At 62.4% G+C, this 26,252-nt stretch carries 24 protein-coding genes and 1 pseudogene; 7 read left to right on the top strand and 18 right to left on the bottom strand.

What is annotated here, in order from left to right; translation table 11 throughout:
* Window positions 1-9: 9 nt before the first annotated feature.
* Window positions 10-306: a hypothetical protein gene (locus ILFOPFJJ_RS23015; RefSeq protein WP_173512872.1), complete on the top strand. Its 297-nt coding sequence runs from the start codon at window positions 10-12 to the stop codon at window positions 304-306.
* Between the two features lie 41 nt (window positions 307-347).
* Here ILFOPFJJ_RS23015 and ccoP read toward each other — a convergent pair whose 3' ends face one another.
* From ccoP to ccoN, 4 genes and pseudogenes are all read right to left on the bottom strand, one after another.
* The gene (gene ccoP / locus ILFOPFJJ_RS23010) at window positions 348-1,211 is read right to left on the bottom strand and encodes a cytochrome-c oxidase, cbb3-type subunit III (RefSeq protein ID WP_173512871.1); all 864 of its coding nucleotides are present in this window, start codon (window positions 1,209-1,211) and stop codon (window positions 348-350) included.
* 87 nt (window positions 1,212-1,298) lie between these two features.
* A pseudogene (locus ILFOPFJJ_RS35185) lies at window positions 1,299-1,448 on the bottom strand (cbb3-type cytochrome c oxidase subunit 3); the annotation flags it as partial.
* Window positions 1,449-1,462: 14 nt separating this feature from the next.
* Window positions 1,463-2,194, bottom strand: coding sequence for a cytochrome-c oxidase, cbb3-type subunit II (gene ccoO / locus ILFOPFJJ_RS23000; RefSeq protein WP_173512869.1), 732 nt, complete (start codon window positions 2,192-2,194; stop codon window positions 1,463-1,465).
* A 12-nt stretch (window positions 2,195-2,206) separates the two neighbouring features.
* A complete protein-coding gene (gene ccoN, locus ILFOPFJJ_RS22995) occupies window positions 2,207-3,826 on the bottom strand; it encodes a cytochrome-c oxidase, cbb3-type subunit I (protein WP_173512868.1) in 1,620 nt (539 codons plus the stop codon).
* 192 nt (window positions 3,827-4,018) lie between these two features.
* Here ccoN and ILFOPFJJ_RS22990 point away from each other — a divergent pair, with 192 nt between their 5' ends.
* Entirely contained in the window at window positions 4,019-4,528 is a 510-nt protein-coding gene (locus ILFOPFJJ_RS22990) for a hemerythrin domain-containing protein (RefSeq protein ID WP_173512867.1), read from the top strand.
* A gap of 25 nt (window positions 4,529-4,553) precedes the next feature.
* Here the strand turns inward: ILFOPFJJ_RS22990 and ILFOPFJJ_RS22985 are convergent, their stop codons facing one another.
* Window positions 4,554-5,012: a GNAT family N-acetyltransferase gene (locus ILFOPFJJ_RS22985; RefSeq protein WP_312032730.1), complete on the bottom strand. Its 459-nt coding sequence runs from the start codon at window positions 5,010-5,012 to the stop codon at window positions 4,554-4,556.
* A gap of 296 nt (window positions 5,013-5,308) precedes the next feature.
* Here ILFOPFJJ_RS22985 and ILFOPFJJ_RS22980 point away from each other — a divergent pair, with 296 nt between their 5' ends.
* The gene (locus ILFOPFJJ_RS22980; RefSeq protein WP_173512866.1) at window positions 5,309-7,228 is read left to right on the top strand and encodes a hypothetical protein; all 1,920 of its coding nucleotides are present in this window, start codon (window positions 5,309-5,311) and stop codon (window positions 7,226-7,228) included.
* 31 nt (window positions 7,229-7,259) lie between these two features.
* Window positions 7,260-7,478, top strand: a complete 219-nt coding sequence (locus ILFOPFJJ_RS22975; RefSeq protein WP_173512865.1) for a hypothetical protein — start codon at window positions 7,260-7,262, stop codon at window positions 7,476-7,478.
* A 238-nt stretch (window positions 7,479-7,716) separates the two neighbouring features.
* On the opposite strand, the gene ILFOPFJJ_RS22970 is transcribed toward ILFOPFJJ_RS22975, so the two are convergent.
* A complete protein-coding gene (locus ILFOPFJJ_RS22970; protein ID WP_173512864.1) occupies window positions 7,717-8,427 on the bottom strand; it encodes a PAS domain-containing protein in 711 nt (236 codons plus the stop codon).
* A gap of 404 nt (window positions 8,428-8,831) precedes the next feature.
* Between ILFOPFJJ_RS22970 and ILFOPFJJ_RS22965 the strand changes: the two genes are divergently transcribed.
* Both ILFOPFJJ_RS22965 and ILFOPFJJ_RS22960 read left to right on the top strand, forming a co-directional pair.
* Window positions 8,832-10,214 carry a hypothetical protein gene (locus tag ILFOPFJJ_RS22965; RefSeq protein WP_173512863.1) on the top strand — a complete coding sequence of 461 codons (1,383 nt, stop codon included), beginning with the start codon at window positions 8,832-8,834 and terminating at the stop codon, window positions 10,212-10,214.
* Window positions 10,198-13,233 (top strand): AAA family ATPase, encoded by a 3,036-nt coding sequence (locus ILFOPFJJ_RS22960; protein WP_173512862.1) that lies wholly within the window; start codon window positions 10,198-10,200, stop codon window positions 13,231-13,233. Before ILFOPFJJ_RS22965 ends, ILFOPFJJ_RS22960 begins: the two co-directional genes overlap by 17 nt.
* A 10-nt stretch (window positions 13,234-13,243) precedes the next feature.
* Here ILFOPFJJ_RS22960 and ILFOPFJJ_RS22955 read toward each other — a convergent pair whose 3' ends face one another.
* The 7 genes from ILFOPFJJ_RS22955 to hemN form a co-directional block, all read right to left on the bottom strand.
* Window positions 13,244-14,167, bottom strand: a complete 924-nt coding sequence (locus tag ILFOPFJJ_RS22955; RefSeq protein ID WP_173513328.1) for a lipid A biosynthesis lauroyl acyltransferase — start codon at window positions 14,165-14,167, stop codon at window positions 13,244-13,246.
* Window positions 14,168-14,177: 10 nt separating this feature from the next.
* The gene (locus ILFOPFJJ_RS22950; protein WP_173512861.1) at window positions 14,178-15,206 is read right to left on the bottom strand and encodes a zinc-binding dehydrogenase; all 1,029 of its coding nucleotides are present in this window, start codon (window positions 15,204-15,206) and stop codon (window positions 14,178-14,180) included.
* 113 nt (window positions 15,207-15,319) lie between these two features.
* On the bottom strand, window positions 15,320-16,603 hold the full coding sequence (locus ILFOPFJJ_RS22945; protein ID WP_173512860.1) for a beta-ketoacyl-ACP synthase: 1,284 nt from the start codon (window positions 16,601-16,603) through the stop codon (window positions 15,320-15,322).
* A gap of 13 nt (window positions 16,604-16,616) precedes the next feature.
* Window positions 16,617-17,819 (bottom strand): beta-ketoacyl-ACP synthase, encoded by a 1,203-nt coding sequence (locus ILFOPFJJ_RS22940; RefSeq protein WP_173512859.1) that lies wholly within the window; start codon window positions 17,817-17,819, stop codon window positions 16,617-16,619.
* 2 nt (window positions 17,820-17,821) lie between these two features.
* Window positions 17,822-18,298 carry a 3-hydroxyacyl-ACP dehydratase FabZ family protein gene (locus ILFOPFJJ_RS22935; protein ID WP_173512858.1) on the bottom strand — a complete coding sequence of 159 codons (477 nt, stop codon included), beginning with the start codon at window positions 18,296-18,298 and terminating at the stop codon, window positions 17,822-17,824.
* Window positions 18,299-18,522: 224 nt separating this feature from the next.
* Window positions 18,523-18,810, bottom strand: a complete 288-nt coding sequence (locus tag ILFOPFJJ_RS22930; protein ID WP_010969581.1) for an acyl carrier protein — start codon at window positions 18,808-18,810, stop codon at window positions 18,523-18,525.
* A gap of 111 nt (window positions 18,811-18,921) precedes the next feature.
* Window positions 18,922-20,271 carry an oxygen-independent coproporphyrinogen III oxidase gene (gene hemN / locus ILFOPFJJ_RS22925; RefSeq protein WP_173512857.1) on the bottom strand — a complete coding sequence of 450 codons (1,350 nt, stop codon included), beginning with the start codon at window positions 20,269-20,271 and terminating at the stop codon, window positions 18,922-18,924.
* Between the two features lie 249 nt (window positions 20,272-20,520).
* Between hemN and ILFOPFJJ_RS22920 the strand changes: the two genes are divergently transcribed.
* Window positions 20,521-21,258, top strand: a complete 738-nt coding sequence (locus ILFOPFJJ_RS22920; RefSeq protein WP_173512856.1) for a Crp/Fnr family transcriptional regulator — start codon at window positions 20,521-20,523, stop codon at window positions 21,256-21,258.
* A gap of 32 nt (window positions 21,259-21,290) precedes the next feature.
* Here ILFOPFJJ_RS22920 and ILFOPFJJ_RS22915 read toward each other — a convergent pair whose 3' ends face one another.
* From ILFOPFJJ_RS22915 to cobA, 5 genes are read right to left on the bottom strand one after another with little or no spacing between them, the layout of a single operon-like run.
* Complete coding sequence (locus tag ILFOPFJJ_RS22915; RefSeq protein ID WP_312032729.1) at window positions 21,291-22,043, bottom strand: glycerophosphodiester phosphodiesterase; 753 nt, start codon at window positions 22,041-22,043, stop codon at window positions 21,291-21,293.
* 41 nt (window positions 22,044-22,084) lie between these two features.
* The gene (gene cbiB, locus ILFOPFJJ_RS22910) at window positions 22,085-23,068 is read right to left on the bottom strand and encodes an adenosylcobinamide-phosphate synthase CbiB (RefSeq protein WP_173512854.1); all 984 of its coding nucleotides are present in this window, start codon (window positions 23,066-23,068) and stop codon (window positions 22,085-22,087) included.
* A complete protein-coding gene (gene cobD / locus ILFOPFJJ_RS22905) occupies window positions 23,069-24,070 on the bottom strand; it encodes a threonine-phosphate decarboxylase CobD (RefSeq protein WP_173512853.1) in 1,002 nt (333 codons plus the stop codon).
* Window positions 24,067-25,371 carry a cobyrinic acid a,c-diamide synthase CobB gene (locus ILFOPFJJ_RS22900; RefSeq protein ID WP_173512852.1) on the bottom strand — a complete coding sequence of 435 codons (1,305 nt, stop codon included), beginning with the start codon at window positions 25,369-25,371 and terminating at the stop codon, window positions 24,067-24,069. The genes cobD and ILFOPFJJ_RS22900 overlap by 4 nt, the downstream gene beginning before the upstream one ends.
* Window positions 25,368-26,210, bottom strand: a complete 843-nt coding sequence (cobA, locus tag ILFOPFJJ_RS22895; RefSeq protein ID WP_173512851.1) for a uroporphyrinogen-III C-methyltransferase — start codon at window positions 26,208-26,210, stop codon at window positions 25,368-25,370. The genes ILFOPFJJ_RS22900 and cobA overlap by 4 nt, the downstream gene beginning before the upstream one ends.
* Window positions 26,211-26,252: the final 42 nt, after the last annotated feature.

Below are 26,252 nucleotides of genomic sequence, written 5' to 3'. Positions count from 1 at the left end.
TGGATCGCCATGAAATATGCCTCGCCCGCCCTCCTTGCCGCCCTGCTGCTTGGCGCCTGCACGGCCACGCCGCCGCCGTCGGTCGGCTACGGGCGCTATCTCGAGCCCATTCCCGGCAGCATAACCTATGGCGGCCAGCCGCGCACGAGGCTGACCAAGTCGCCGGTCGGCAGCATCGTGCCGCACCAGTTCTTCGACAATTTCGGCCACCGGGTCTACGAAACCTATGTGATCGAACCGGACCGCTCGTTGCGACTCGTTGGCCGTCGCATCGACTATGATATTTTCGGCGATATGGACGATTGACGTTCGGTTCGGTTTCGGACGGCGGCGCCACGCGGTGGCCGCTATTCCCCGCCGCCGAGCGAGTGAACGAAGACCGCGAGTTGCTTGACCGTGGTGTCGCCGATGCGAGGCAGCCAGGCCGGCATGACGCCGTGCTTCGGCGTCTTCATCTGGTTGATGATCGCCTGCTCGCCCTCGCCGTTCAGCCAGATCGCGTCGGCAAGGTCAGGCGCGCCCATCTCGCGGCTGCCTTTCGCATCCTCGCCGTGGCACGAAGCGCAGTTGTCCGCGAAGAGCTGTTTGCCGGGCTCGATCAGCGCCGGATTCGACGGCGTGCCGGTAAGGCTCACGACAAAGGCCGCCGTCTGCTTCAACTGCTCGGGCTCCAGCATCTCCGCGAAGGACGGCATCTCGGAGACGCGGGTCTCGCCGTCGCTGGCATGGCGGATGCCGTGCGCGATCGTCTGGTAGATCTCGTCGGGCTTGCCGCCCCAGAGCCAATCGTCGTCGTTCAGGTTCGGGAAGCCTTTCCCGCCCGCCGCACCGGAGCCATGGCACTGCGCACAGTTCACCTTGAAGGCGGAAGCACCGGCCGAAACGGCGAACTGCTGCAATTGCGGATCGGCAATGATCTCATCGAGCGAACTCGAGGCGATCCGCTCCAGGTTGCCGGCCTGCGCCGCCTTGGCATTGGCAAGCTCGACGCTGACCTCGGAGCGGCTCGAATAGCCGAGCACGCCCTTGGTCGCGTCCGTCAGCATCGGCCACGAGGGATACGCGATTGCGTAGCCTATTGCCCAGATGATCGTTGCGTAGAAGCTGTAGACCCACCAGCGCGGCATCGGGTTGTTGAGCTCGCGAATGCCGTCCCACTCATGACCGGTGGTCTCGACGCCGCTGATCTCGTCAATGTGTTTGTCCGCCATGGATCAATCCTCCTTACGAGCGGCATGAGGAAAAGTGTGCAGCGGTTTTCCGCCCGCATGCCGTTCTGACTTCTCAGAGCCGATCACATCGTGATCGAAGGGGATAAAGGCGGCCTGATGGGCGGCATTCCTAGCGCCCGGCCGGAAGATGAAAACGACGACACCGAAGAAGAAGACCATCATGGCGACGAGGCCCCAGCTGTCGGCGAAGTGGCGCATGAGCGTGTAGGTTTCCATGTCGGTTTCCCTCCTCAGCGATAGCCGGTGGTGTCGTCATAGGTGGAGAAGTCGACGAGCGTGCCGAGCATCTGGAGATAGGCGATGAGCGCATCCATCTCCGTCAACTTTTGCGGATCGCCGTCGAAATCGCCGAGCTTGGCCTTCGGGTAACGCTCCTCGACACCGGCGGTGTCGGCGTTGGGATCGGCCTGCGCCTTCAGGTCCTGAGCCGCGTTATCGATCATCTCGTCCGTGTAGGGAACGCCGACGGCCCTGTTGGCCTTGAGGTTCATGGCGACGTTCGTCACCTCGAGCGGCGTTTCCTTGAGGAAAGCGTAGCTCGGCATCACCGATTCCGGCACCACCGAGCGCGGCTCGATCATGTGCTGGACGTGCCATTCGTTGGAGTAGCGGTCGCCGACGCGGGCAAGGTCCGGCCCCGTGCGCTTCGAGCCCCACTGGAACGGATGGTCGTACATCGACTCCGCGGCGAGCGAGTAGTGCCCGTAGCGCTCGACCTCGTCGCGGAACGGCCGGATCATCTGGCTGTGGCAGACATAGCAGCCTTCGCGGACATAGATGTCGCGTCCGGCAAGCTCCAGCGGCGAATAGGGTCGCATGCCTTCGACCTTCTCGATGGTGTTTTCGAGATAGAAGAGCGGCGCGATTTCCACGATGCCGCCGATCGAGACGACGAGCAGCGAGCCGACCAGGAGGAGCGTGGCATTGCGTTCGAGGGTGGCGTGTTTGTCGAGAATGGACATGGGTTTGTCCTCCTATTCCGCAGCCTGCGGCACCGGCATTGCACCGAGGATCGGGGCTTCGTCGCGCACGCGTCCGAGGATCGTCATTGTTACGTTGAAGGCCATGAGCAGCGCTCCGGCGAGGAACAGGCCGCCGCCGACGGCGCGCAGCACATAGTAGGGGAACATGGCCGCTACCGATTCCGCGAAGGAATAGACGAGGAAGCCCTGGTCGTCGTATTCGCGCCACATCAGGCCCTGCTGGATGCCGGCGACCCACATGACGGCGGCGTAGACGACGATGCCGAGGGTGGCGAGCCAGAAGTGCCAGTTGACCATGCGCATGCTGTAGAGCCGCTCGCGGTTCCAGAGCTTCGGGACGAGATAATAGATCGCGCCGAAGGTGATGAGCCCGTTCCAGCCGAGCGCGCCGGAATGCACGTGGCCAATGGTCCAGTCGGTATAGTGGCTGAGCGAGTTGACCGTCTTGATCGACATCATCGGCCCTTCGAAGGTCGCCATGCCGTAGAAGGCCACGGACATGACCATCATGCGGACGATGGGATCGGTGCGGACCTTGTCCCAGGCGCCCGAAAGCGTCATCAGGCCGTTGATCATGCCGCCCCAGGAGGGCATCCAGAGCATGACGGAGAAGACCATGCCGAGGGTCTGGGCCCAGTCGGGCAGCGCGGTATAGTGGAGATGGTGCGGCCCCGCCCAGATGTACATGAAGATCAGCGCCCAGAAGTGGATGATCGACAGCCGGTAGGAGTAGACGGGGCGGTTCACCTGCTTGGGGATGAAGTAATACATCATCGCCAGGAAGCCGGCCGTCAGGAAGAAGCCGACGGCGTTATGACCGTACCACCATTGCGTCAACGCGTCCTGAACACCCGAGAAGGCCGAGTAGCTCTTCGAACCGAAGAAGGAGACCGGCACCGCCAGATTGTTGACAATGTGCAGCATGGCGATGGTGACGATGAAGGCGAGATAGAACCAGTTCGCCACATAGATATGCGGCTCCTTGCGCACCAGGATCGTGCCGAGGAACGCAACGAGGTAGGCGACCCAGACGATCGTCAGCCAGAGGTCGACATACCATTCAGGCTCGGCATATTCGCGGCTCTGAGTGATGCCGAGCAGGTAGCCCGTTGCCGCCAGCACGATGAAGAGCTGATAGCCCCAGAATACGAACCAGCCGAGATTGCCGCCGAAGAGGCGTGCGCGGCTGGTGCGCTGAACGACGTAGAACGAGGTTGCGATCAGCGCGTTGCCACCGAAGGCGAAGATGACGGCGGAGGTGTGCAGCGGCCGGACGCGCCCGAAGTTGAACCAGGGCTCGACATTGAGGTCCGGGAAGGCAAGCTGTAGCGCAGCGATAACGCCGACCAGGAAGCCCACGACGCCCCAGAATACCGTGGCGATGACGCCGTATTTCACGACCTCGTCGAAATATTCTGACTGCCGGGGTGCCGCACCCGCGACCGCCGGGCGGAACTCGATCCGCTGCAGCAACAGGATCGTGCCGCCGAGCAGCACGAAGAACAGCACCCACATATGCGCCCCGAAAAGGCGATCTTGAGCGAAGCCGGCCCCAACCAGCGCCAGGAAGGCGCCGACCCCGAGCACGATCATCTCGAATGTGTATTTCATGGTTGGGTCCCCAACTTTCTCAAATCGCTAACGACGGCGCACCGAACGACGCATGCCGCCGCAACCTGCCCTGGTCTGTCAGAATCGCACGCCGGCAACCTTGATTCAGATCAAGGCCCGCGCTCACCCATCGACGCATCTTGCGATCATGGAGGCGGCTCGTGAGGCGATGGTTGGAAGGGCCGGTGGCGCATGAGAGCAAAAATCAACCGCCGAACGTTAGAGACACTTCCCTCGGCTTTGACAGAGTCGCCGGTTGAGCCGCTGAGCTGGTTGGCCGGCGCCCATCAGGACCAACTCGCGCTCTGCGACAGCCTGGAAGCCATTGCCGACAGCCTGCCGGATGAGATCAACCGCGAGACCTGCGCCTATGCCGCAAAGATGCTCGGGCCGACGATCAGGGATCTTCATGCCGGCGAGGAAAGGCTGGTTTTTGCCTGGATCGAGCAGCGCTTCCCGGACGACACGTCGGTGCATGCCCTGCTTGAGCGCCTGAAATACGAGCATTGCGAAGACGAGTGTTTCGCCGAGGAACTGACCGAAATGCTCGGTCGCCTTGGCGCGGCGGACAGGACCGTCAATGCCGAGACCGCCGGCTACATGCTGCGCGGCTTCTTCACCAATGTGCGCCGCCACATCAGCTTCGAGCAGGAGTGCCTTCGCAGCATGCTTGTCCGGCGTTCAGGCAAAACGCCCTGCTAATTTCCTGCAACCAGCCTGCTGGCGCTCAAGCCACTTTGGAGTAGATATCGAGTTTGTCGCTGGAGACGAATCCATTCCGGCGGTAGAACTCGGATACTCTGCCCGTGCGTTGCGATACCAGCCATACTTTGTGACATCCCGCCGCTTTTGCTGCCGCGACGATGGCGCCGAGCAGTGCCGTTCCGACACCGGCACCCTGCGCACCTGGAAGCACCGCAACCTCCTCCAAGTACAGCAACTGGCCCGCATAGTGTCGATGCCGTGTGCCGATTGTAATCCCAACGAGACTATCTGCATCCCAAGCCGCTAACGCTATTCGCCTTGGCGCGGCCAAGAGCTGCGAAACACGCTCAGTTGCGGCTTCGACTGACCAGTCTTCATTCCAAGGAGGCGCGGCGTACGCGCGAGAAATGATGGTTGCTGCCGCTTCGAGATCTGCCTCGTTCATCTGGGTGATCAAGAAAGACATGCGTTCAGATTTCATCAATGACCTTCCACAGTAAGTCTCTCGAACACCAGTGATGTGAGCGTTTCGAACCGGCGGACTCCGCCGCCTACAGTCGATCGTGCTCAGCTCCCGTGATGTACAAGAGTCGCAAACATCTCGAAATCGTCGCGCAATTTGCTACTGAAATCTACCCTAACGATAGCGTACCGAGAAATGAACGCAGTTGTTGAAATTAATGCACAGTTGGAACAAACTGCCGCTGATACATAGTCGGCAGCTTTCCTCCGGCCCTGGGCACATCTTCTGCATCGGGTCGCGTCGTGAAGGATAAAATGGCTTTCTTTCTGCAGACCTTTGGAGGTTTGAGGCTAGTCGACTCGGAAAGCAACCACGTTGCTTTCCCCGAAAAGGGATTGCTGATTCTCGTTTACTTGCTCACAACCTCAAATGGTTCCGCGTATCGACAGGAGTTGGCCGCGTTCTTGTGGAGCAACGAGGACAAGGCCGTTTCGCTTTCGAACTTGCGTAAGACCGTTTCGAGAATAAAGACTCGCCAAAATGAACTCAGAGCGCAGTTCCTTTCCTTCACGGAAACCATGATTTACGTTGATCGGGGGTCTCTGTCCTCCGATCTCCTGTCGATTGACAAAGAGGGTGTGGCAGAGCCTGTTGCTCGGCTCATGCGCCTCATAGGCCTATTGAAGCAGCCCTTCATCGGGACAGTTGACTGCGACAGCTCCGATTTTGACACCTGGCTTGCGGAACGCAGAAATCAGCACAAGGGCATTCTCAAAGATTCGCTGGAACGAGCGGCACCTTTGGCCCGCACCCAAGCCGAATCCGAAGCCGTCAAGGATGCGGCCATCCTCCTCTTCCGAGCCGAACCCGCGGATCCGGATACGCTCCAATTTCTCGTAAAAATATTTGGTGCGGAAAGAGACGTTGAGGACCTGCGACGGTTTTTTGAGCAGAGAAGCAGTTCAATTTCGCGGGGCATCGATGCTCTTAGCTCTGCCATCGACAAGAAATCGGCAAAGATCCCGGCCAAGGTACGAGCGCACTCATCTGATGCCGGCATATCCGGCATCAAAGCAGCAATTCCTCGCCTTGTGTTGCTGCCTCCGACCAATCAATCCAGCCGTCCCGACGCTGGCCTCGTCGCCGCATCGTTGATCGAAGATATTACGATCGGGTTTTGTGCCCTTAACAGCCTCCAGGTTATAGCCCCCCATTCGGCCGTTCGAATTGGCCACGATATGGAGGACCAGGTTGCGTTCTTCGAGCACCATTCGGTCACCTACGTTCTCGACACCCGGATCAGCAGCCTGGGCGGCGAAGTGACGTTATTCGCCCAGCTGATCTTTCTTCCCGATAGCGAGATTACCTGGGCGGAGAGGTTCGGCCTCGGTCATCTTGACCTTGCTCGCGATCGAAGAGTGATTTCGCGACGTATCGCACTTTCTGTTTCCAGTGAGATCGAGCGGCATGAAACGACACGCTCCTATCTTGAGCTGAACCCGATTGCCTACCATCGATATCTTGTCGGCAGACCGCACCTTAATCGACTCACGCTTCCAAACTTGCGACGTGCGCGCAAGGAGATGAAAGCCGCGCTGCAGGCAAGTCCTGATTTCGCGCCGGCGCTGAGCGCCATGGCCCGAACTTACTCAAAGGAGTGGCTGTTAACGGCACGAGGCGATATCGATCTTTTGAAGACGGCGGAGACTTTCGCAGCGCAGGCCATGGGAGCGCGCGCGGACCTAGCCGATGGCTATCGCGAATTTGGCGTTGCCAAATTGTTGCAGGGTGCATTCGATGAAAGCGCTGAAGCGATGGAATTGGCAGAGACGCTTGGTCCGCACTATGCGGATGTCATCGCCGACTACGCGGATACGTTGGTCCATTGTTCGCGCCCTGCCATGGCCTTGCAGAAGATTGAGCGCGCGATCGAGTTGAACCCTCTCAGCCCGGACGCTTATCTCTGGACCGCTGCGGGAGCCAACTACGCTCTCAGCCACTTCGAGGCGTCGCTGGACTATATCAGCCAGATGGAAGATCCCAGCTTGGCGGACAGGCTTTCAGCCGCCAACTGGGCGATGCTGGACCACATGGACAAGGCGCGTTTTTTTGTGCGCAGCGTTCGCGAAGCCAATCCGGCTTTCGACGTCGACCAGTGGCTGGCCGCCGTTCCGAGTAAGGAGCAATGGCACAAGGATCTCTACCGTGAAGGACTAAAGAAGGCAGGATTTTAACCGCAAATCTGCAACCGGGGAAATAAAGCAAATGGCTAGAGTTATCGTCATTAGCATAGCGGGTGAAGAAGGTCTCTGGGTGGTCGATCTGGATGCCGGGAGCGTAGTGCCTCTCGATCCGCCCAAGGCAGGGGGGCTCAAGACAGTGACCGACCTTCGCGCAAGCGGCACAATCGTGACGAAGGGCGTGGACATTGCGGTGGTCGTCAGGTCAGCCGAGGCCGCATTTTCAGGTCACTATGATGGCTAGCCTGTAAACCCAGTACGGCCCTTGAAATCCGAAAGCGCAGATATCGCAGCCGGTGATCACGCCGTCAACAACTGCCTCGCTGTGCCTTGCAGCAGCGCCATTGATCGACGGCGCTGCGGCTCAGGATCGAAGTCGATCATTATCGACCGCGCCGCCTTGCGTTTCTCTCAGCGCGGATTATCGATTTCCCGGAAGCACGACGCCGACATCGGCGCGCTACGGTCCTACCCTTAAGCGCTCAGGCCGCAATTGCCCTGCGCCGGTCGGCATGTTCCTGTATGACCAGGATTGCGCCGATCAGCTTGCCGTTGCTCGACAGGCATGGCGTCATGCGGCAGCGAACCACCACCGTCCGTGCGTCGACGGTCTTGGCAAAGGTGTAGTCGACGACTTCGCCGCCGAAGCAGCGGTCAAGATGGGCCTTCACGCGTTGCTCGAAGCGCTGGAGGCCGATGAACTCGACGATGTGCCGGCCGATGAGATCAATCGGCCTGCTTTCGAGATGATTCGCATTCAAGGGATTGGTGTAGAGATAGCGGTAATCCGGCGTGATGACGGCGATCCGGTCGGGAAAGCAGTCGAGAATCGCCTCGTTGAGCAATCCCTCGTCTGCGCGCCCCTTGCTCGGCAATATTGCCCGACGGTCGAGGTCGAGACCGGCGAGGTCCGCCACCCCCGTCGCCGCGAAATAGCGATCGATCAGCGATTGAAGCAAGTGCGAATGGCGCAGCACGCAGGACATGTCGTCCGCCTCGGCACGCAGGATGTCGACCAGGAACTGAAACTGCAGCCGGGCGTCTTCCACGCTCGCGGCCTTCTCGTCGTAAACCGCGCTCAGGATAGGATCAAGCTCACGATCCAGAATGCCGATCAGGTGTTCGTCAGCCACGCTCACGGCATACTGCAACTGCGAATATTTGAACCAGAACAGTTCAATCAGTGCGTTCAATTCGAATCCCCATTCCCCACGGCAATGCCGCGTCGATGCACTTCAAGCTAGACGGTAATGTCGCAGACGATATCCGGGTTTTGATGATTTCCCCTCGATCCCAAAACTGCAGTGCGCCTGTCACCCACGGCGCTTGCAGCAGCCCCCGTACCACAACGATGAGTTTACACTCATTGCGGCATCGTTCAACAGCGAGAAAGCGCGCGCTTCAAGCATTTTCGAATCAAGGCAATGAGCGGCTCGGGGACCGTCGAAGGACAGTCGAGTAGCGAGCCGGCAGCCAGAATCGAGAGCGCAGAGCGACAATCTCGGACTAACTCCTCCAGTTGAAGATCGCTGCTGGCGCCCGTGATCTTCCGTGATACATTGCAATTCGGGATCATATCCGGATCGAGGGGGCACGCATGATGCGGGGACTTTATCGGCTTGGCATTCGGATTTCGGCGCTAGCGATATTTCTCCCGGCAGCCCTGTGGTCCCTGCCGGCATCCGCAACGGACCCTTACGCCTCGAACAACGGTCTCTATCCGACGGCGAGCGAATGGAGCGGCCCTTACCGCAGCTTGAACTACAACTATCCGGAAACAGCCGGAAACAAGTGGTTCGCGGTTGCGCCACGCATGCCGCTGAACATCGAAAATGCCGGCGACTATGTTGCCAAGCTCAAGGCCTTCGTCGAGCCGAACATGCGGGCGATGATCGATGCGCCGGACACCTGGGATCCGGCCGCGAATGGCTGGTATGGAATGATCTGGCAGGGCGCTGGCACCGCTGGCCCGAACGGCGTCGTCGATCCGGAGAGCGGGCAGGAAGCCATCCTCGGCTCGTTTTCCGGGCAGATAATCACTCAAGGGACGTTCCAGGACTCTGGCCTGACGGTCAATATGCAGAACCATACGGTCATCTATTACGATGCCCTCTCCGCCACGATGCTGAAGAAGCTCTGGGCCGATCCGTTCAGGCCAAATCGAACGGCGGTGTCGTTCCCGGAGGGCGGGATGGTGGTCAAGGCGGCGGCGGTGACGCCGACGCCGGAGCAATGGCCCGTCGTCGAGGGCTCCGGCATATGGAATGTCTATCGTCCGACCGTCGAGTCGCTTCAGGGGCCGGACTACAATCCCTACACCAACGCCAAGGCGGTGGTCGTGCCGCTCCGGGTGCTGCAGTTCGATATCATCGTGAAGGACACGGTCGCCTCCCCGCAGACCGGCTGGGTCTTCGTCACCTACGTTTATGACAAGGATGCCCCGGGCGCGACTGCCTGGGACAAGCTGGTGCCGCTTGGCGCCATGTGGGGCAACGACCCGGCTTTCGCACGTGAACCGAACGGCACTGACCCGAAAGGCGGCCCCCTGCAAGAGACATGGATCAATCAGAAGGCGCCCGCCTATGCGCTCTCTTCGCTCGGCTGGGGCGGCCGGCTTTCCGGTCCGATCGACGTCTCCGAACGCCACAATGTGCTTCTGACCGACGGCAGCCGGGTCCCGATGCAGCGGGCCTCCTCCTGTCTCAGCTGCCACGGCACCGCGCAGTTTCCCTTCGTCGCAAACCTGTATCCTTCTCCGAACAAGGCCTTTCCGCGCGAAGGAACGCTTTTTCCGATGTATCCGCCCGGCTCGGAGATGTGGGCGCGCTGGTTTCAGAACAGACCGGGGTCAAAACCGCAGAACGACAATGAGGATGCGGTCGCGCTCGACTACGACATGCTGATCATGTTTGCCCTCAGTGCCTTCGACGCCGCCGCCGGCAACGACGTCTTCGTTCAAGAACATGTCGACGTCCACTAGGCACCCGGGCGACCGGCTCGGCGCGCTGATCGCACAGGGACCGGCGGAGCCCTCCGACATGCCCTCGCAGCACCGGCAACTGACCGTGATGTTCGCCGATCTCGTTGGCTCGACCGCTCTCCTGGAGGAACACGGGCCGGAGGCATTCAGCGACTTGCTGCGCATCTATCACAACCTCTGCACGGAGGCGACGCGGACGCAGGACGGCACGGTGGCGAACTATCTGGGCGATGGCGTCATCAGCTACTTCGGCTATCCGCGCGGCACGGAGGATGATCCGCTGCGGGCCGTGCAGGCCGCTTGGACGATCCTTCAGAACCTTGAGCAACTCAACCGCAAGCTGGCGGGTGCCCGGCTTGCGGCGCGGATCGGCATTGCGACCGGGCGTGTCATCATTCATCAGAAGCCGGGCGACTACTACGGCGAGAACGTCGTCGGCGCCTGTCTGAACAAGGCGGCACGACTGCAGACGCTCGCCTCCGCGAATACGGCGGTCGTCTGCGCCGCGACACGCAAGCTGGCGGGAAAGGCATTCGAATTCGAGGACCTCGGTCCGCAAGACCTGAAGGGGTTCGAGCAGCCGGAGGTCGTCTTCAGACTGCGGCCGCGACGGCGCAAGGGCCTCAGCCGTTTCGAGGCGTTGCGCGGCGAGCGCCGCACGCCGCTCGTCGGCCGCGACCGAGAGCTCGCCCTGTTGCGCAAATTGATGGCGCGCGCCGCCGGCGGGTCGGGTGGAGCCGCGGTTCTCGTCGGCGAACCCGGCATCGGCAAGTCGCGACTGATCGACGTGTTGCGGCGCGATCGAGTCATGGAAAGCGCTCGCTTTCTGTCTCTGCAATGCTCGCCCGCCCACCAGTTTTCATCGCTTCATCCCGTCAAGGACTATCTCGACTGGGTGTCCGGTGTGAATGCCGACGATGCACGGGACGTCCGGCGCGACAAGCTTCGGCGGCTTTTCCAATCGGCCTGGCAGACGGACGAGGAACAAACCGCGGTGCTGATGGACGTGGTTGCGTCGAGCGGCCCCGAGCAGGAAGCGAATGCCGATATCGGCATCCTCCTCAAGAGGCGCATGGCCTTCCAGATCTTGTCCAAGAAGGTGTTCAGCACGGCCGTGCCCGGGCACCCGCTGTTGCTGGTTTTCGAGGACGTGCACTGGATCGACCCCACCTCTGCGGAATTCCTCGAAAATCTGGTCAGGAACGCCGCTGACCATGCCTGCACCGTGCTGACCACGACCCGGCCGGAGGGCCCGTTTGCGGGACGGCTGAGTGCACTGGGCGAAGTCGTGCAACTGGAGCGGCTGACCGATGCACAGTCCGTCGAACTCGCGAAGGCGACCGGCCTTGCTGCCGGCATGGACGAGGAAACGCTGCACGTCATCGTCGAAAAATCCGATGGCGTCCCGCTCTTCGTCGAGGAATACGCCTCCATGCTTGCGGAAAACCTCGGCGGGCGAGAAAAGGCCGAAGGTCAGAAGGTGCGGCGCGACGTTCCCATGACTCTTGGCGGGCTCGTGCAGAACAAGCTCGACCGGCTCAATCCCCATGCCCAGAAGGTCGCGAGGATCGGGGCCACGGTCGGGCGCGTCTTCGACCTTCAACTGGTCCGCTCCCTGTCGGCACTCGGCCGGACCACCTTCGACAAGGCGCTCGCCACGCTCGAAGCCGCCGATATCGCTCATAGGGGAACGGCATCCGGAAGCCAGCCGGCGGCGATCTTCAAACATGCCCTGGTGCAGGATGCGGTATACGGATCGTTGAGCACGGCCGAGCGACGCCGGCTGCACGGCCTCGTGGCCGACGCCATGCTCGCGGACAAGGGTGGGCGCCGGATCACTGCCGAGGTGCTGGCCGATCACCTGCTTGCCGCCGGACGCAACAGGGAGTCAGCCGAATGGCGCTTGACGGCCGCGATGGCGGCGGCCGGAGAAGGAAGCGCGGCGGAGGCGCTGGCGCATATCACCCGTGGTCTGGCGGCGACGGAGCAATTGCCGGCAGGCGACGAACGCGACGACGTTGAACTGCGGCTGCGGGCGATCGAAGGTCCGACGCTCATGGTGACCCGCGGCCCGGGCAACCCCGCTTTTGGCGCCGCCCAGGCGCGTGCGCTGGAGTTGCTGCGCCGTCAGAACAAACCCGACAACTTGGTTCCCGTCATCTATAACACGGCCTTGCATGACTGGGCGTGTGGCAGGCTCGCCGAGGCGGACCGGGTAAACGACCAGATTTTCGCGATATTGGACGCGGAACCATCGGATGCGGCCTACCTCGCCGCCCATACGATGCGCGGCCTCGTCGCCTGGCATCGCGGCGATAATCCGGCTGCGCTCGAACACCTGAGCGCCACCGTCGCGCGCTATGATCGCGCGCTACACCGCGAGTTCTACATGCGCTTCCTCAAGGAATTCGGCGTCTTCGGGCGGTTCTATCTCGGCCTGACGCATACCGTCATGGGGAAGACCGCCGAGGGTGCGAAGCATGCAAAGGCGGCGCTCGAACTCGCAAAGCTGGTCAAGCGTCCGCACGTTTACGGCTTCGCACTGCTCGCCAACTTCGTAACCGCCATGCTGCGCGACGATGTGCCGACGGCATCCCGTTACAGCGAAGAAGGCATCGAATTCGCCGGCCGTCAGGGCTTTCCCGAAATGGTCGCCATGTCGATGATCTGCCAAGGCTGGGCGAAGGCGAAACGGGGCGCGATCGATACCGGTATCCACCAGATGGAGGAAGGCTCCGCTCTTTGGGCGATGACCGGCTTCGAGAACTGGCAGGCCTATTTCGCAAGCCTGCTTTCCGACGCCTATGTGGCCGTCGGGCGGCTCGACGAAGCACGCGCGCTGCTGGACCGGCACGATGAAAGGGCGGCGCGTTTTGGCGAGGCCCAGTTCGAGCCGCTGCTGGCGAAGTCGCGGGCGGTGCTCTTGTCCGCAGCCGGCGACCCCGGTGGCGCAGCCGCTGCCATGCAGATCGCGCGGGAACGCGCGGCACGCAACAAGGCGGCGCTTTGGATGGGCTAGCGGGGCGCGTTTAGAGGCTACGCTTGATGTTCCAGCGGTCGTGGTACCAGAGCCATTGGCCCGGATATTCGCGCACCCAGCTCTCTACCTTGTCGTTCAGCATCTGGGCCGTAGCATTGACGTCGACGCTGCCGTCGGCCCTGCGGGGAATCGTGATCGCCGGTTCGAGCTCCAGCCGGAAGCGACCGCCAGGCAGGCGGATACAGCGGGCGGGATAGACCTCGCAGTTGAACTGGCGCACGAGTTTGGCCAGCAGCGGATTGGTCTGCACGTCCCTGCCGAAGAACCTGGTCTTCAAACCCTTGCGGAACTTCTGATCGACCAGAACGCCCACACCACCGCCGCGCTCCAACTGACGGGCAAGCGCGAAGGAAGAACCGGCATGGGACGGCACGAGATTGCCCATCCGCGCCTTGCGGAACTCGAAGACCTTATCAGCCATGTAGGGGTTGTTCGGCGGGCGGAAGAGGACCGTGACGTCGAGACCGAAGGCTGAGCCCGCGACGGGCAGCATCTCGAAATTGCCGCTGTGGGCCGTGAAGACGATGAAGGGCCGCGGGTTGTCGCGCAAGTCCAGGAACAGCGGGATACCCGACACTTCCACCCTGCCCGGCTCCGACCGATGAGGGTCGAAATCGAAGAGCTGGTCGAGGAAGACGTATTCCGCTGCCATCCGGCCCATATTGCCCCAGCTGTCGAGTGCGATCTCCTCGAGCTCCGCCTCGCTCTTTTCCGGAAAGGCATTACGCAGATTGGTGAGCGTCAGCTTGTAGCGCCCGGTCTTCGGGCCGATCCACCGGGCGACACGATCCATGAAGTTGATCGCCGTGTCCGGCGGAAAGAGCTTAAGCACCGTCAGCAGCAGGAACACGAACTGCGCAATCAGCCATTGCCGAAAATGGTTGGCGGCCAGCACAAGCCGCGCAATCAGCATCCGCACGTGTTCAGTCCATCCGAAGGATGATCTTGCCGAAGACCTGTCGCGTTTCCATCCGTTCCAGCGCCCGGTCGATATCGTTGAAGCCGACTTCGGTATCGATCACCGGATGCACGAGGCCGCGACCCATCTTCTGCATGGCGTTCGCCATGTTTTCCATGCGGCAGCCGAAGGAGCCGAGCAGCTTCAACTGCTGCTGGAAGAGCATCATCAGGTTCATGTCGGTCGAGACGCCGGACGTCGAGCCGCAGGTAACGAGACGCCCTCCCCGCTTCATCGACAGCATCGAGCCTGCCCAGGTGTCCTTGCCCACGTGTTCGAAGACAACGTCGACGCCCTTCTTCCTGGTGAGCTTGCGCACCACGCCCTCGAAGCGGTCCGTGCGGTAGTTGATGACATGATCGGCGCCGAGTGCCTTCGCCTTCTCGATCTTGTCATCCGAACCGACAGTGGTGATCACCGTGCAGCCGATCTTCTTGGCAAGCTGGATCGCGGCCGTGCCGATGCCGGAACCGCCGGCATGGACGAGGATCGTTTCCCCGGGTTCGAGCTTGGCGTTGTCGAAGAGCATGTGTTCGACCGTGCCGAAGGTGACGGGTGCCAGCGCCGCACCGACGGCATCGACGCCCGGAGGCGCCGGAACGAGCAGGCGCGCCGGGAGGTTCACCAGTTCCTGCGCGAAACCGTCGAGGTGGAAGCCGTGCACGCCGCCTACATGTTCGCAGAGATTGTCGCGCCCCTCGCGGCAGGGACGGCAGAGCCCGCAGGTGCGCGCGCCATAGATCGAGACGAGCTGGCCGGGCAGAACATTGGCGACGCCGGGACCGATGCTCTCGACCACACCAGAGGCTTCCGCGCCGATTACCAGCGGCATCTTGCGCTTGGCAAAGGCCATGCCGCGCCAGCCCCAGACGTCGATATGGTTGAGCGCCACGGCCTTGACGCGAAGCGTGACTTCACCGGGACCGGGCGCTTCCGGTTCCGGAAGGTCGGTGATTTCAAGCTTGCGGTCATCGAGCAGTTGCAGGGCGCGCATGGTCTTTCCTTTGCCGAGGGCGGCATCGATTCTAAAAGTTTTGAGCGGGGATGCGGAGCGGGAAAACCGCTCACACTTTTCCTCACCCCGCTCTGTTCGTTGTGGGCCGGGGCTTAGGCCGGCTCGGCGGTCATGACAAGGCTGGCGTTCTGACCACCGAAGCCGAAGGAGTTCGACAGCACGGCAGTTACCTGCTGGCTGCGCTTCACGTTCGGCACGGCATCGAGAACGATCGCCGGGTCGGGGTTCTGGTAGTTGATGGTCGGCGGCAGGGTGCCGGTCAGCATGGTCTGGAGCGAGAAGACCGCCTCGACAGCACCAGCGGCCGTCAGCGTATGGCCGATCATCGACTTGTTCGAGGAAACCGGGATCGTCGGCAGGCGCTCGCCGAAGACGGACGACATCGACAGGTATTCCATCTTGTCGTTTTCCGGCGTCGAGGTGCCATGGGCATTGATATAGCCGATGCCGGTCTCGTCGATGCCGGCGTCCTCGAGCGCTGCGCGGATCGTCGCGATCGCCGGGCCACCATCCGGCGACGAGCGCGTACGGTGGAAAAGGTCTGCCTTTTCGCCGCAGCCCTTGAGGATGCCGTAGATGCGCGCGCCGCGGGCAAGAGCCGCTTCCAGGGATTCCAGCACCAGCGTCGCAGCGCCTTCCGCGATGACGAAGCCGTCGCGGTCCTTGGTGAAGGGCTTCGAAGCCTTCTCGGGCGGGTCGTTCTGGGTCGAGAGCGCAGAGAGCAGCGAGAAGCGGATCAGCGCCTCGGCGCTGACCGAGCCGTCCGTTGCGACCGTCAGCGCCCGGTCGGTGCGGCCCTGGCGGATAGCCTCGACGCCCAGTTGGATCGCCGTCGCGCCGGAAGCACAGGCCGTCGAAAGCGTCACCGGCAGGCCGCGCGTGCCGAAGCGGTCGGCAAGGCGTTCCGAGATAGAACCGAAAAGCACCGCCTCGTGAAACACCGGATCCGCCTTCTGCCGCATCGCGGCGAGGAAGCGGTTATAGGCGTCGCCCGGCCGCTCGGACGGCGGCGAACGGTCCGCAAGCTCGAAGCGAGCGCTCCATTCCGGTTCGATCGGCGGGGCGGCCAGGAACAGCGGACCGTTGAAATCACCGGAAAGACCGGCCTGCGCCAGCGCCTCCAGCGTCGTTTCGCGCGCCATCGCATAGGAGCGCTCGACCGCATTTTCCGCCGGTAGTTCAATGAAATCGACGGTACCGCTGATGCGCGTCGAAAGCCCCTCGGTCGGGAAACGGGTGATCTTGTGGATGCCGGAAACGCCGCCGGTCAGCGCCGCCCAGTTGTCTTCGAGACCTTGGCCCAGCGAGGTGATGACGCCCATGCCGGTAACGGCGACGATCGGGCGGCCGAGATGATCCGTATATGCCTTGCTCATGGTGCGAGCCCCCTTATTCCGCGGAAAGCACGGCGATGCCTTCGCCGCGGGCGTGGCCGATGGTCGTCACGATCGCCGTCTTTGCCGGCGCCGTCATCGCGGCCTCCGCCTCGGGATCGAAGGGCGGAACCGTTGCGGCGTGGCCGAGAGAGAGCGCCGCGAGCGCCAGCCCCACCGGAAACTGCGCCTCGATGCCGTGTCCGACGATACCGCCATAGGCGCGAACGGGCCGGTGGGCGAGCTTCGTTTCGAGAAACGCCTTCTCGCGCCGGGCGAGATCGTGGAAGCCGCTGGTGCCGGAAAAGACGACGGTCGACTGCGGCTCGAAGGCCGCTGCCGGTGCCGCGAGATCGGAGAGACGCGCCTCCAGCCGGCCGTCCTGGCGGCTGCCGCGATCGCCACCGATCGCCTCGATCGATGCATAGATGCGGGCGCCCCGCGCCTCGGCATATTGGCGGGATTCGAGAACTAGGAAGGCGCCGACGGAACCGAGGATCAACCCGCCGCCATCCTCAGCCTTGCGTGACCAGATCGGGTGCCAGTCGCCGAGGGCATGGCCCTGGATGGCTTCGATCAGCAGTATGATGTCCATTCGCTCGGCCGAAAACGCGCCGCCGACGAGCGTGTGGCTTGACTGGCCGGCCTTGATGCGGGCGAAGGCGGTTTCAAAGGCGGAAATGCCGGCCGCCTCCTCGCCCATGAAAGTGCGCGACGAGCCCGTCACCTTGTGGACGATGGAAATATTGCCGGCGAGCAGGTTGGAAAGCTGTGCAAGAAAGAGCGTCGGACGCAACTCCGTCGTCAGCTTCTCGTTCAGGAGCTGCTCCCGATCGTTGCGCTTCAGGCCCTCGTCGACGATCAGCGAGTCGACGTTGATGTCGCGCTCACCGCCGCCGGCCGCCACGATCATGTCCATGCTGCCGCAGGCTTCGAGATTGTCCTTCAGGCCCGCATCGTCGAGCGCGAGGCCCGCGGCGAAGACGCCGAGGCGCTGCCAGTTCTCCATCTGCCGCTGGTCGCCGCGTTTGGCGATCTGCTGCGACCAGTCGATCTCCGGCAGCGGGTGGATCGGATAGGGGGCGAAGCGTTCGGTCTCGATGCGCGCCTTCGGCGGCTCGGCGGCGCTCAAGAGCGCGACATGCGGATCAACACCGACGCCCTGGCTCGTCACGATACCGACGCCGGTGATCACCACATCGTTTGCGGATTTCGTCATCTTCAGTTCTCCGAACCGGCCGTCGCGGCCATCAGTCCCAGTTCCTCGGCACGCTTCCGAACGATATCGCCGAGCGGCACCTGATCGAACGGCATCGTCCTCAGCTTCAGCTGGGCATCGCATACCTTCTTGCCGCCCGAGGTGATCTTCGCCTTTGTTACGGCAAAGCCGGATCCTTCATGCTCCAGCAGCGCCTCGATCTCAAGCTCGGTGGAAGGCTCTACAAAGGAGCGCATCTTGGCGCCGTCGACCGACATCAGGAAGGGCATCGCCGCAAATTTCGTCGCGGCAAGCACGAGGAAACCCGAGGCCTGCGCCATGGTCTCGATCAGGAGCACGCCTGGAACCAGGGGATAACCCGGAAAATGCCCCTCGAACACGGGGCTCTTTTCCGGAACGACGGATCGTGCCGTCAGGCGACCCGCCGCGAGATCGACCGTTTCGACGCGGTCGATCATCTGAAAGTATTCAAGGAGCATGAAGGCTGACCCCCGTTGGTTTCGGGCTCAAGTAAAAACGCCGATGCCGCCTGTCAAGCGCGGGACGCGACAGGCGGCATCGGGAAACGGAACGAACCGCGTCAGCGGAAGGTCAATCAGGCTCTAGATCACGTGCTTTTGGTTTGAAAAACCAAAATCATAAACGTGATCGATTTCAACAAAGTAAAGCGGAATGCGGGCGGAAAACCGCTTCACACTTTTCCTCATCCCGCTTTGGCAGCCCGAAGTTCATCGATCTTCGCGCAGAGGTTCTTCAGCACGAAGTATTCCTCGGTCGAGACCTTGCCTTCGTTGACTTCCTGCGTCCACTGCTCGAGCGGGATCTTGATCCCGAATTCCTTGTCGATCGCAAAAACGATGTCGAGGAAGTCCAGGCTGTCGATGCCGAGATCATCGATCGTGTGGCTTTCCGGCTTGATCGTCTCGCGATCGATCTCGCTGGTTTCCGCAATAATATCGGCGACCTTGTCGAATGTTGCTGTCACGCGCATACCTCATGAAAATCGAGTCTTGGCGATCCCTATAGAAAAATGCACGGCAAAAGCCAATGCCTCTTGGCTTTTGCCGTGGTGATTGCCGTGGCGATTAAAAAAACGGTGTTGCTAAACGGCGACCGAATGGCGGCCGCGCCCGTTCGAAAGATGGGCGTCGAAGACGGCGGCGACCGAACGGGCGAAGGGCCTCCCGCGCGCCGTGAGCTTGAAGGCGCCAGTCTCGATCGTCGAGAGGCCATCGGTGTCGCGCGCACGGAACAGCCGTGCCTCGTCGATGACCGATGAGGCGAGCGCCGGGAATTCCTCCTCGATGCGAGCGAAGGAGAAGCCGAACTCGCACATGACGAGAGCGATCACCCGCGCCCGCAGCCGATCCTCCGGCGTCAGGGCGTAGCCGCGAAGAGCCGCAAGGCCGCCCTGCTCCACCTGGCGCAGATATTCCCCGGTCGCCGGCATGTTCTGCACGTAGCCCTCGCGGAACTGACCGATCGCCGAGGCGCCAAGGCCGATCAGCGTTTCGGCCGTGTCGTCCGTATAACCCTGGAAATTGCGCCGCAACCGCCCTTCCCGGCTGGCGACAGCGAGCGAGTCAGATGGTCGCGCGAAATGGTCGATGCCGATCGCCTCGTAGCCGGCGGCGACGAGCATCTCCTTCGCCCGCGCCATCTGCGCATAGCGGGCGACGACGTCCGGCAGGCTCGCCTCCGGAATCATCTGCTGATGCTTTTTCATCCACGGGACGTGCGCATAGCCGAACAGCGCAACGCGATCGGGCTCAAGCGACAGAACGGCTTCGATGGTCCGCTCGAGCGTTGCCATGGTTTGATGCGGCAAACCATAGAGCACGTCACAATTGACAGAACGCACGCCGCGCGCCCGCGACGCCTCGATGGCATCGCGCGTCTGCTCGTAGGTCTGGATGCGATTGATGGCCTTCTGCACCACCGGATCGAAATCCTGGATGCCGAAGCTCGCCCGGGTCATGCCGATCGCCGCCAGGGCATCGTGGCGCGCCTCGTCGAGATCGTTCGGATCCATCTCGACGCTGATCTCGCAATCCTCGGCAAAGCTAAAATGCCGCGAGAAGCGGTTCTTCAGCGCGATAAGATCATCAGGCCGCACGAGTGTCGGCGAACCGCCGCCGAGATGCAGCGCGGTCACGCGTGCGCCCGACGTCACCCGGTTGCCGACAGCCTCTATTTCCTTGTGGAGGCCCGCCAGATAAGCGGCCACGGGTTCGTAGCGCAGCGTGTGCTTCGTATGGCAGGCGCAGAACCAACAGAGGCGGTCGCAATAGGGAATATGCGCGTAGAGCGACAGGCTGTCGCCCTCGCCGATCGCACCGAGCCACCTCTCGTATTCCGCATTGCCGATTTCTCCGGAGAAGTGCGGCGCGGTTGGGTAGCTGGTGTAGCGCGGCACCGCCGCCGCATATTTCAGAACGAGTGCGTCTTCCATCTTTCTCTCCAAGAAGGGTGAAGAAGAGATAAGCGAGAGTAGCGCGACAGCCTTTGATTTTGATCAAGTATACTCGCCAACTTCCGAAAAATTGACACTTCGCAATTTCATCTGAGACATAGTTTCGCGGTTCCGGAACTGGCACCTGTCAACTCTTGATTTGAGAACTTCAATCCTCTTTGGTTCCTTCAGCGCCGCGCGTCTTATCAAAGCGCAAAGGACGCTGTTACACAGTGGGGCACGGAAGAATTGCAAATCGTCAGCGAACATAGCCGCAAGGACATCCATAATTCGGACATCCCGTTCGTCTGCGCTGCATGCGAGGCGCGCCACGGTGGCGTCTGCAGTACACTCACGCCAAGTCAGCTCACCGAACTCAGCCGCCATTCGACCCGCCGACGCATCGATCCGGGCAGTGAGATGGTCGGCCAGGGCGAAGCGACCAACAATTATGCGAACATCATTCGCGGCGTGGTGAAGCTCAGCAAGATGCTCTCCGACGGTCGCCAGCAGATCGTCGGACTGCAGTTCGCACCCGACTTCATGGGCAGGCCCTTCACGCGCGAGAGCGCACTGAGCGCGGAAGCGGCAACCGGCATCGATATCTGTGCCTTCCCGCGCGCCGTCGTCGAGCGGCTGGTCGCGGAAGCGCCCGGGCTGGAACATCGGCTGCACGAGCAGGCTCTGAAGGAGCTCGACGAAGCACGCGACTGGATGCTGACACTCGGCCGCAAGACCGCGCAGGAAAAGGTCGCGAGCTTCCTCTACCTCATCGCCACGCACATCGATCCGGAGCATGGCAATGCAACCGAGTTCGACCTGCCACTATCGCGCGCCGATATCGCCGACTACCTCGGTCTCACCATCGAAACGGTAAGCCGCCAGATCACCAAGCTGCGCAAGGACGGCGTGATCCGCGTCGAGAACAGCCGGCGGGTCATCGTGCCCGACGTCGGCCGACTGATGCGCTTCGCCGGTATGGATTAACAGCACGGCGCGTTGGACCGCGAATCGAAGCTCTATTTGAAGATACCTTCCACGGCCAAGCGCGGATCGTCGAGGAGGATCGCGTCCGGTGCGATCTGTCGTAGCCGTTCAAGCCCTTCCCGATCGACCAAGCCGACGGGAAACGGCGGGTACTCGGCACGAGGGACCATCCGCGGCTGACCAACCATCACGGCAAGGCGCATGCCGGCGTTACGCACGGCGGTAGCACGTTCGGCGGTCGCATCGCCCTGCCACAGCCTGAACCAGCTTGCACCCGCTCGCCGCGCTTCTGGTGCGGAGTCTGGCTGTTCCAGGAAAGCAAGAACAGCGATATCCGCCATGATGTCCTGCGCGGCACCGATAAGTCCGATGTCACGCAATCCAAGCAGAGTTCGCTCGACCGCGTCCATGAACACGATTTCGCCGATGATTTGCGAAAGATGCCGTTCCCCCGTCAGCTTGACGTCGAGCAGAAGACCCAACGGATGAGAGGCAGCCAAGGCATCCCTTAATGTCATTACCGCCGGCAGCAGGCTGCGGAGTGTTGCTAGATCGAGCTCGGCCACGGCACGCGTGTCACCGCACAGCCGCCGAAGATCGGCATCGTGCATGCAGACAAGGGCTCCATCCCTTGTCCGGCGGACATCCGTCTCGATGGCATCGGCGCCAGCCGCCGCTGCCGCGTTGAGAGCGCCGACAGTATTTTCAGTGGCGAGAGCCGCACCGGCGCGATGGGCGATGATGAGCGGCGGGCGTTTGCATTGCTCGGTCCACAATGAGGTCATCATATCTGATATAAGCAGGGATCAGACAAAACAGAAGAAATTCAGAACAGCAATGCCACCAGCGCTGCGGCGGCAAAAGCCAGCGTCATGGCAGAGCAGGCCCCGTAAAAGACTGATACGGCGGCGTCGATATCCTCCGGGATCGCAACCGATCTTCCGGGTTCGTTGATCATCGGCTCGTCGACCCTCACGCCGCCATAGGTCCTCGGCCCAGCCAGCTGGATGTCGAGTGCGCCCGCCATCGCCGCCTCGGGCCATCCGGAATTCGGCGAGCGATGGAGGCCATGGTCGCGCAAGGCAACGGAGATGGCATTGCGCGCCGCCTCGATGCCGCGATAAAGGCGCGCGCCGGCGGCAACGAGCAGGATCGAAAGCCGCGCGGCAGGCCAGTTGGCAAGGTCGTCCAGCCGTGCGGAGGCCCAGCCAAAATGCAGATATTTCGGGCTCTTGTGGCCGATCATCGAATCCGCCGTGTTCAGCATCTTGTAGGCGAACAGACCCGGAAGCCCGGCGACTGCGTACCATAGGGCGGGCGCCACGACGCCGTCGGAGAAGTTTTCAGCAAGGCTCTCGATCGCTGCCCGGCAGACGCCGGGCTCGTCGAGCGTCTTCGGATCACGGCCGACGATCATCGACACCGCCGTCCTGCCGCCTTCCAGCCCATCGCGACGCAGACCTTCCGCCACGCGCATGACATGTTCGCCGAGGCTCTTCTGGGCGAGAAAGACCGCAACGAGGAACGCTTCCAGCAGGAAGCCAATGGCACCCAGTGCACCGAACAGGCGGTTAAGAACGACGCCGACTACGATGCTCGCCATCAGCAGGAGCAGGATCGTCGCCAAGCCCCGCATTTTCAGGGCGCCCGCTCCCGCCCTGCCGCGGTTGAGCGCCCGATCGAAAACCCCGATCGCCTTGCCGAAAAAAACGACCGGATGCGTCACGCGCGACCAGAGCCAGTCGGGATCGCCGACGAGACGGTCGATTATTAGCGCGACGATGAGGATGAGGAAAATTTCAGCCGTCATTTACACACCTGTCCGCTGCAAGGCATCGGCGAGGCGCCGATCACCGTTTTCGTCCGGGGTGAGTCCGATCCTGAGCCAGTGCGGGTTGTGGTCGAACCTGCGGGTCAGGACGTGCACTTCGCAGAGCGCGGTGTGAAGCTCATGGGCGCGCTGATTTTCGATTAGGGTGAAAAGCCCCGTACCGCCCGCGATCTTCAGGCCGGCCGTGCGGAGCACCGCGTCCAGTCCGGCCTTGCGAGCGAGAATGCCTCTCGCGATCGCATCGGTGTCGCCTTCCATGAGTTTCGCGGAAATTGCAAGCGCCGGGCCGGAAACCGCCCAAGGACCGAGCCATTCGCCGAACGCCCTAAGCACGGGAGCGCCGGCGGCGACGAAGCCGAGCCTCAGGCCCGCAAGCCCGAAGAACTTGCCGAAGGAGCGGAAGACGATGAGGTTGTCGAAAGCGGCGGCATATCGGGCGACGCTCGCATCCGGCTCAAGATCCCCGAAGGCTTCGTCGACCACGAGCAAGCCCCCATGTGCTTTCATGGCCTCGGCCATCGCAAGAATTTCCTCCGGCGGGAAGAGCCGACCAGTCGGATTGTTGGGATTGACGACCACGGCAAGGCGATGCGCCGCAGTGAGATCGTCAGCGCGCTCGACGGAGTCGACCGCTATGCCGGCGACTGCGAGCACGCGGGCATATTCGCCATAGGTCGGCGCGAATACGGCGGCGCGCTTGCTCGTCTCCACCAGTCGCGGCAGCAACTGGATTGCCGCCTGGGTCCCGGGCACCGGCAGGGGCATGATATCGCCGGTTCGGTAATAGCGGCTCGCAGCCAGTCGCGCTGCCTCTTCGACATAGCGGTCCGGCAGGCGATGCCAGATGTGCGGGTCGATCTCTGGCAGAGAAACCGGGCACGGGTTGATGCCGGTCGAAAGATCGAGCCAGTCGCCCGGGGTTCCACCGAAACGCGCGGCGGCCTCGGTGATCCCGCCGCCATGAAGGATGGGAGCGGTCATCGCCTGTCCGCGAGATCGATGAGATGCATGAAGGAGCCAGCGACATTACCGCGCCGGAGGCCAGCATGGCCGAGATCGACACCCGCGGCGTCACGGACCGCGAAGAGCGGTTCTGCCGCCCCTTCGGAGACAATCGTCGCATAATGGAATTCGTGCGCCGTCATCGGTCCATCGAAAAATGCGTTGTCGAGCGGCGCGACGCGCCGGTATCCAAGATGCCGCTTGCGCTCTGCAAAGCTGGTCACCAGCGGCAAGAGGCCAAGCATCTCGTAACGCCTGCCATCCGCTGCGACAAGCCCCTCGCCGAGGGTCATGTAGCCGCCGCACTCCCCGAAGATGCGCGCGCCTGCCTCCGCCGCGTCCCGCGTGGCCTTGCAGAACCGCGTCGCCCCGGCCAGTTTTTCGGCGTGCAGTTCGGGATAGCCGCCGGGCAGATAGATGGCATCGGCGCCGCTCTGGGGCGCTTCGTCCTGAAGCGGCGAGAAGAAGGAAATTTCCGCGCCTTGCCCGCGCCAACCGGAAACGAGATGCGCATAGTAGAAGGCGAAAGCGACATCACGGGCGATGGCGATTCGCTGGCCGAGCGGTTTCAGCGTCGTGGTTTCGGCTTTCGCCGGCTGTGGCGGCAGTGGTGCTGCGGCGCGCAGAATGGCATCGAGATCGCAATTGGTCTCGATGAGATCCGCGGCATGATCGATGAACGGCTCCAGGCTCCCGTGCTCGCCCGCCTGCACCAGTCCCAGGTGACGCTCTGGCAGTTTCAGCGTGCCCTCATGCCGAAGCACGCCGAAGATCGACACGCCGGCACGCTCGAGCGCATCGCGCAGCATCATCTCGTGGCGATCGCTGCCGACCTTGTTGAGGATGACGCCGACGACGCGGATATCGTCGCGGTAGTCCGCGTAACCGCGAACCAGCGCCGCGACCGAATGGGACAGACGGGCGCAATCGACGACCAGGATCACGGCAAGGCCGAGCGTCGCGGCAAGGTCCGCCGGCGCCCCGGTGCCGTCAGCGGCGCCATCGTGAAGACCCATCATCGCCTCGACCACAAGCCTACGCCCGTCGGCGGCCGCCTGCGCAGCATTGGCGACAAGCAATTCGGAGCGCATCGCCCAGGGATCATAATTGAGACAGGGTTCACCGCTTGCCGCGGTGTGGAAGGCGGGATCGATATAGTCAGGCCCCGCCTTGCCGGGCGCAATGGCGATGCCGCGCCGCTTCAACGCCCGCATCAGCCCGAGCGTCACCGTCGTCTTGCCCGAGCCGGAGCTCGGGGCAGCAATCAACAGACCGCTCATGCGCGATCCCGGAGAACGCGGTTCGCGAAGGGATCGGTCGCGAGCACGCGGCCATCACGTGCCCCCAGCCAGTCGAGAGCCGCGCGCAGGCGAACGACCTCGCCGACGACGACGATTGCCGGCGGCTCGAGGCCGGAGGCCGCGACATCGGCTTCGGCGCGCGAAAGCGTGGTCTCCAGCACCACCTGATCGGGCGTCGCGGCATTGCAGACGAAGGCCACCGGCTCCTCTGGCGAGCGACCGCCGGCGATGAGATTGGCTGCGATCTGGCCGATATGCTTCATCGCCATGTACATGACGATCACCGGCGAACCCTTGGCAATGCCTTCCCAATTGATCCGATCCGGCACGACGCCGGAGGAATCATGCCCGGTCAGGAACGTGACCGCATGATTGACTTCGCGATGCGTCACCGGAATGCCGGCATAGGCAAGACCGCCAATGCCGGCGGTGATGCCGGGAACAATGCGGAACGGAATGCCATGCTCGACGAGCGTCAACGCTTCCTCGCCGCCACGGCCGAAGACGAAGGGATCGCCGCCCTTGAGCCGCAGCACGCGATTTCCGGCGCGCGCCAGTTCGACGAGGCGCAGCGAGATGTCGCGTTGCTTTGGCGAGGGTTTGCCGCCCCGTTTTCCGGCAAATTCGAGCGTTGCGCCGGGCTTCGCGAGCTTCAGGCAATCGCCGTTCACCAGCGCATCATGGACTATAACGTCCGCCTGGCGCAGGGCATTGGCGGCGTGCAGCGTCAGAAGGCCAGGGTCACCCGGGCCGGCGCCGACCAGCCAGACGCAACCGGGTTCAAGTTCGGGCAGGCCGGCGAAAAGTGCATCCGTCATTGCATAATCCTTGAGGTCCTGCGGGACTGCAGACCTGATTCA

The organism is Sinorhizobium psoraleae (assembly GCF_013283645.1).
Taxonomy (GTDB): domain Bacteria; phylum Pseudomonadota; class Alphaproteobacteria; order Rhizobiales; family Rhizobiaceae; genus Sinorhizobium; species Sinorhizobium psoraleae.
Note: the sequence above shows the minus strand (reverse complement) of the source record. Positions and strands in the feature narration are given on the sequence as shown.

Bases quoted from the DNA above. Each gene is read 5' to 3' on its own strand.
- ILFOPFJJ_RS23015 (WP_173512872.1), top strand. From the start codon at position 10: ATGAAATATGCCTCGCCCGCCCTCCTTGCCGCCCTGCTGCTTGGCGCC.
- ccoP (WP_173512871.1), bottom strand. From the start codon at position 1,211: ATGGCGGACAAACACATTGACGAGATCAGCGGCGTCGAGACCACCGGT.
- ccoO (WP_173512869.1), bottom strand. From the start codon at position 2,194: ATGTCCATTCTCGACAAACACGCCACCCTCGAACGCAATGCCACGCTC.
- ccoN (WP_173512868.1), bottom strand. From the start codon at position 3,826: ATGAAATACACATTCGAGATGATCGTGCTCGGGGTCGGCGCCTTCCTG.
- ILFOPFJJ_RS22990 (WP_173512867.1), top strand. From the start codon at position 4,019: ATGAGAGCAAAAATCAACCGCCGAACGTTAGAGACACTTCCCTCGGCT.
- ILFOPFJJ_RS22985 (WP_312032730.1), bottom strand. From the start codon at position 5,012: ATGAAATCTGAACGCATGTCTTTCTTGATCACCCAGATGAACGAGGCA.
- ILFOPFJJ_RS22980 (WP_173512866.1), top strand. From the start codon at position 5,309: ATGGCTTTCTTTCTGCAGACCTTTGGAGGTTTGAGGCTAGTCGACTCG.
- ILFOPFJJ_RS22975 (WP_173512865.1), top strand. From the start codon at position 7,260: ATGGCTAGAGTTATCGTCATTAGCATAGCGGGTGAAGAAGGTCTCTGG.
- ILFOPFJJ_RS22965 (WP_173512863.1), top strand. From the start codon at position 8,832: ATGATGCGGGGACTTTATCGGCTTGGCATTCGGATTTCGGCGCTAGCG.
- ILFOPFJJ_RS22960 (WP_173512862.1), top strand. From the start codon at position 10,198: ATGTCGACGTCCACTAGGCACCCGGGCGACCGGCTCGGCGCGCTGATC.
- ILFOPFJJ_RS22955 (WP_173513328.1), bottom strand. From the start codon at position 14,167: ATGCTGATTGCGCGGCTTGTGCTGGCCGCCAACCATTTTCGGCAATGG.
- ILFOPFJJ_RS22950 (WP_173512861.1), bottom strand. From the start codon at position 15,206: ATGCGCGCCCTGCAACTGCTCGATGACCGCAAGCTTGAAATCACCGAC.
- ILFOPFJJ_RS22945 (WP_173512860.1), bottom strand. From the start codon at position 16,603: ATGAGCAAGGCATATACGGATCATCTCGGCCGCCCGATCGTCGCCGTT.
- ILFOPFJJ_RS22940 (WP_173512859.1), bottom strand. From the start codon at position 17,819: ATGACGAAATCCGCAAACGATGTGGTGATCACCGGCGTCGGTATCGTG.
- ILFOPFJJ_RS22935 (WP_173512858.1), bottom strand. From the start codon at position 18,298: ATGCTCCTTGAATACTTTCAGATGATCGACCGCGTCGAAACGGTCGAT.
- ILFOPFJJ_RS22930 (WP_010969581.1), bottom strand. From the start codon at position 18,810: ATGCGCGTGACAGCAACATTCGACAAGGTCGCCGATATTATTGCGGAA.
- hemN (WP_173512857.1), bottom strand. From the start codon at position 20,271: ATGGAAGACGCACTCGTTCTGAAATATGCGGCGGCGGTGCCGCGCTAC.
- ILFOPFJJ_RS22915 (WP_312032729.1), bottom strand. From the start codon at position 22,043: ATGACCTCATTGTGGACCGAGCAATGCAAACGCCCGCCGCTCATCATC.
- cbiB (WP_173512854.1), bottom strand. From the start codon at position 23,068: ATGACGGCTGAAATTTTCCTCATCCTCATCGTCGCGCTAATAATCGAC.
- cobD (WP_173512853.1), bottom strand. From the start codon at position 24,070: ATGACCGCTCCCATCCTTCATGGCGGCGGGATCACCGAGGCCGCCGCG.
- ILFOPFJJ_RS22900 (WP_173512852.1), bottom strand. From the start codon at position 25,371: ATGAGCGGTCTGTTGATTGCTGCCCCGAGCTCCGGCTCGGGCAAGACG.
- cobA (WP_173512851.1), bottom strand. From the start codon at position 26,210: ATGACGGATGCACTTTTCGCCGGCCTGCCCGAACTTGAACCCGGTTGC.